The 4,902-nt window shown below is 55.3% G+C and carries 2 protein-coding genes; both read left to right on the forward strand.

The window, feature by feature from the left end; translation table 11 throughout:
• A partial coding sequence (locus IK012_RS13315) for a hypothetical protein (RefSeq protein ID WP_290955410.1) occupies positions 1–425 on the forward strand: 425 nt, incomplete at its 5' end.
• A 607-nt stretch (positions 426–1,032) separates the two neighbouring features.
• Positions 1,033–4,902, forward strand: a 3,870-nt coding sequence (locus IK012_RS13320) for a glycoside hydrolase family 9 protein (RefSeq protein ID WP_290955411.1), incomplete at its 3' end; no start/stop codon positions are given.

Consider the following 4,902-nt stretch of genomic DNA (forward strand, 5'->3'; position numbering starts at 1 on the left):
CCGCTGAAGCTGCACCGGCCGCCGAAGCTGCTCCTGCTGAAGCTGCCCCCGCTGCCGAAGCCGCTCCTGCCGCTGAAGCCACTGCCGAGGCTGCTCCTGCTGAAGCCGCCCCCGCCGCTGAAGCTGCTGCCGAAGCTGCTCCTGCCGCTGAAGCCGCTCCTGCCGAAGAAGCAAAGGCCGAAACTGAAGTTCTTGAAGCCAAGAAGGAAGAAGCCCCGGTCGACAGCGCCGCTCTCGCCAAGGCTGAAGCCGACAAGAAGGCCGCCGAAGCTGAAGCAAAGGCCAAGGCCGAAGAACAGCAGAAGAAGGAAGCCGCTTCCATGGGTTCTGCTAAGACCACCATCATGGAAAATCCGTGGGAATTCCTCGTGGTGTCCGCTCTGTTCGTCGCCTCTGTCCTCGTGATCATCTTCACCGGGGATTAAGAGACCGTTCGCACTATGTTCTGGAGTTAAATTACTCTGGCATGCGCTCACTCTCACAAAAGCGTGCAAAACGAGTGTCGCAAAATTATGCTTGCATAATTTTCCCCAAAGAGGATAACTCAACTACGAAACTAAAGTTTCAAGTTTCGTATATATGACCGAGTGCAGCCGCGGACGCTGAAAGCGTCAACCGCGACCGATTAATATCGGTCGCTTGTTGTTCACGGATGCGACCGTTCGCGCCATGTTCTGGAATTAAATCACTCCGGAATGCGCTCACTTTCACTGCAAAGGCTCGTTTAGCACGAGCCTTTTCTAATCGCTGGAGAGTCCGCCAGTTCATCGTTTCAGAGGCTCGCTCACCATGCGTAAACTTTAATTTACACACAAACATCGGAGGATTTTCTCCGACATCTTTTTTTGCAAAAAAGTGTGATATTCAGGGGAATACGTTCTAATTTATGTCGAAAATGCGTATTTTTTTGTTTTTTCGGCATGTTGTCATTAACGATTTTCCATAATAAATCTATTTTATAATTGGGTTAATGTGGTTTGATGAGGACTCTGGTATGGAGTCCTGTTTTTTAGGTTTATATAAGGAGGCGGCATGCCTATTAAAAAACTCTGGGTAACTGTATTGCTCGCAACTGTCGGCATCTTGGCGGCAGAACAAGAACAGCCTACACCGTACGACCTGATTCGTCCGGTTTGGCCACTTACGTGGGACAGTACCGTATTCAACCACTTTGTCCCAGACCCCATTCCAAGGAACCCCCTTCCGAAAAACCGTACGCCGGCCGCGTACGCTCCTAACGAACTTATCCCCGATACTCTAGACCAAGCCTACCTAGATGCTCTCAACTACCGCATATCACCTATTCGCGTGAACCAGGCGGGCTATCTCGAAAGCGACCCCGAAAAACAGTTCTACTACGTCGGTTCCGCCACCACCTTCGAAGTCGTGGACGCAGACGGCAACTCTCTCTCCCCCGCAGCCACAGGAACCCTTACTTCAAGCGGCAAATCCGCATCGTCTTCCTGGATAATCAATGCCGGCACTAATGCCGCTACTAACAATAAGGATCGCTATTCCGTTAAAATAACTGGCCCGGCGGGCACGATACAGATTGGCCAACTAGGCAACATGTCCCTGCCCACCGATACCCGCCTGCGCATCAAGGTGGGCAACGATATTTCGAGCACATTCATCATCAGTGAAAAAGTTTATTCCATGGTGAAAGATGCTGCACTCAAGTTCTACGGCATCAACCGTAGCGGTAATGGAGAATCCTGGTTCCACCCGGCAAGCCATACCAAGGATGGTGGCGGACCAGTTACTGAAGGTGCAGACGATGTCCGTGGACCTTTCAATGAAGCCCTTGCCGGAACACTTGAAGGCGGCTACTACGACTGCGGAGACCATCTGAAGGAATCCCAGACCCAGATGTACGCCTTCATGGTCGCAGCAGTGATGGCAGCAACGAACGCCGACGCTGACGATGACGTTTATGCTTACAACCAAGGGGAAACGGTCAATACCGATGGTATCCCCGACATGCTCCGCGAAGCAAAACACGGCGCCGACTTTGTACTGCGTGCCTACAAACGCGCTAATGGCGTCATCGACGACATGGCCCTTTCCGTGGGTAACTTCGGAAGTGACCACGGTTGGTGGGGACGCCCTGAAAACCAAGACAAGCTCCCTGTCGACAACTCTGCATCGGCAACTGACCGCGGAGGCCCCGCATCGCGCACAGTCCGCCTTGGCGAAATCGGTTCAAACATCGGTGGCGAAACGGCGGCAGGCCTCGCCATCGTTGGCAAGTTGTATGCCGAATACAACAAACCCTTTGCCGATAGCTGCCTAATGGTAGCCAGGGACATGTACAAGTTCGCAAAAGAACTTGCCCAAGGCAAGACCTTCACACACAACAAGAAAGCGGCCGGCTGGTCTAGCCCAGCCTATAACGGCAACAACGAATTCTACGACGACATGGCTCTCGCCTCGGTTGCGCTCCTCTATGCGACCGGAGAAAAAGAATACGCCGACGATATGATCCGTACCAAGAACCTGGTCCAAGGCCAGGAATATACTACCGGTGCCGGATTCTTCGATGGCGGGTGGTTCGTCACCAACAACAAGGGCTTCTTCAAGGATGTCAAGAACACCGGATGGGCAAATGCCTACTCCTATGCACTCTACGCCCTCTACAAGCTGATCCTTGCCGACAAGACGAAGGCAACAACGGTCTACGGCCTGAGCGAAACGGAATGGTTGAACGCTATCGAAGACTGTATTGCGGACATGATTGCGAACCTCGGCGATATGAGTGCCTACGGAGAAACACCAGAAACATTCGTTTTCCCCACGGTTCCCAATGTCTGGAAACAGAGCCAGGTGACATACGACAAGACCTGGTATACCATGCTCACGGACCAAGAATGGATTTACAACAGATACCGCGCAGGAGACATTTTTGAAGTGCTCGCCTACGCAGACGTGGCAGCTGACATCGAAAAGCAAGGCATCGCGCTCCCCATCATGGGAACCCCGAACTGGAAAGCCGCCGAAGCAAAGCAATTCGGAATCAACCAGCTGAACTACCTGCTGGGCGTGAACCCGTGGGACATTTCCTTTATCATGGGCGTCGGTGACAAGAACGACGCGCACCCGCACCACCGCGCTGCCAACCCCGAAGGCAAGAACATGCCGGGCGCAGGCTACAAGTATAAACCGCCCGTAGGCGCCCTCTATGGCGGCGTTCCACCTTCACTCAGTGTGACTATGGGTAAGAACGGACAGCGCAACTGGGAATACTACGAAATGTCGGAAGTCTGTATTGACGCAGCTGCAACGCTCGTTAGTAGCGTAAGCCTCGCTTCCCAGAAAATTGACCGCTCCCGCCCCCCGAAAATGCAGGTGGAAATCCGTCACGTGAGCATGGACTCCGCCATCGTGGTGGTAAAGCTCGATACCCGCGGCACGGCGCTCATCAACTACGGCAAGACCGAGGACCCGCTCGGGATGAACATGACGGCCAAGCCCGACAACGACGTTTCCGGTGTCTCGCACGAAATCATCCTGCGCAACCTGGAACCGGGCACCACGTACTACTTCTACGCGGGCGGCATCAACGCCTATAACTCGGACAGCATCTCCACGAAGTACATGGTCGACAGCACGAAGACCCCGTTCAGCTTCACGACGCTCAACACCATCGAAAGCGCCGAAATCAAGAACGTGACCGTATGCAACGTGAGCGCGGACAGCGCCGAAATCATGTGGTACACCCCGAACGGCGAATACGAATCGAAACTCTACTGGGACACTATCCCGCATACAAACCTGAACGAATACGCCCATAATACGGGAGCCGGCAACGCCGACATCTCGGGCATCCCGACCAAGTTCCACTACGTGAAAATCGGCGGGCTGAAGGAAAAGACGACCTACTACTTCGCGGTGGAAAGCAACGGACAGTACACGAACGTAAACGAAGAAACGGGCGCCATGCTGAAGTTCACCACGCCTGTGACGCAGTACGACTTCAGCGTGTACACCTACCAGTATTCCTGGAGTGGAAAACCCGCCATCAACGTAAATATTTTCAATAACGAGGCAAGACCCTTCGACAGCCTCACCGTGCGCATGTTCATGCGCGGCGACGACGACCTCTACGACGACGTTGCCATCCGTACCGACATCTGCCAGGCATACGACGAGGCAGGCTTCAACAAGGCCTGCGACGCAACAACCTTGGAGGTGTTGAACCTCGGGTTCCGCCACGTGCGCCCCGTAAAGATCGAGGACACCTACGACGCGGCAACCGGCACATGGCAGTGGTACTTCCCCATCCCGCTGGGCCCCACCGTCATCAAGAGCTCGAGCCGCTTCCGCGTGGACGTGCTGTTCGTGGCCCGCATCCGCGCACCCGGCCAGGACGACCCGCTCGACGTGGCGCCGCAGAACAAGAAACTCTACTGCAACGACGACGGCACCTGGTACTGGGTCTCCGACGAAGACAAAGTCGGGTCGCCCCTCACGGCCAACCCCGGCGACTGGAGCTGGATGCCGCACAGCAAGGCGAACGGCGACTACGCCGACTACCCGGGCATGCCCTGCATAAGCAAGGACGCCGGAGACTTGGACTTTAACGTTGCTCCTCTGAACCCCTACGTGGCCGTGTACCGCAAGGACGAGTTCGTGTGGGGCTACAGCCCCTCCAGGAGCGAGATGGAGACCAAGCGCGCGAACTACAAGATCGATGTCACGCTCGACGCCCCGTTCAACGTGTCCAACGGCAGCTATGTCGAAATCGACCAGCCGAGCAGCACGGTGTTCGTGAAGGGCCACGCCCACATCACCGAGGGCGGCTACATCACGAAGATCTGGGCCAACGGCACGCAGCTCCCGCTGGAGCGCGTGGTGGTCGACAACGCGACCTACATGGGCTACAACGGCATGGTCGTCGCCCAG

This window comes from Fibrobacter sp., assembly GCF_017551775.1.
Classification (GTDB): domain Bacteria; phylum Fibrobacterota; class Fibrobacteria; order Fibrobacterales; family Fibrobacteraceae; genus Fibrobacter.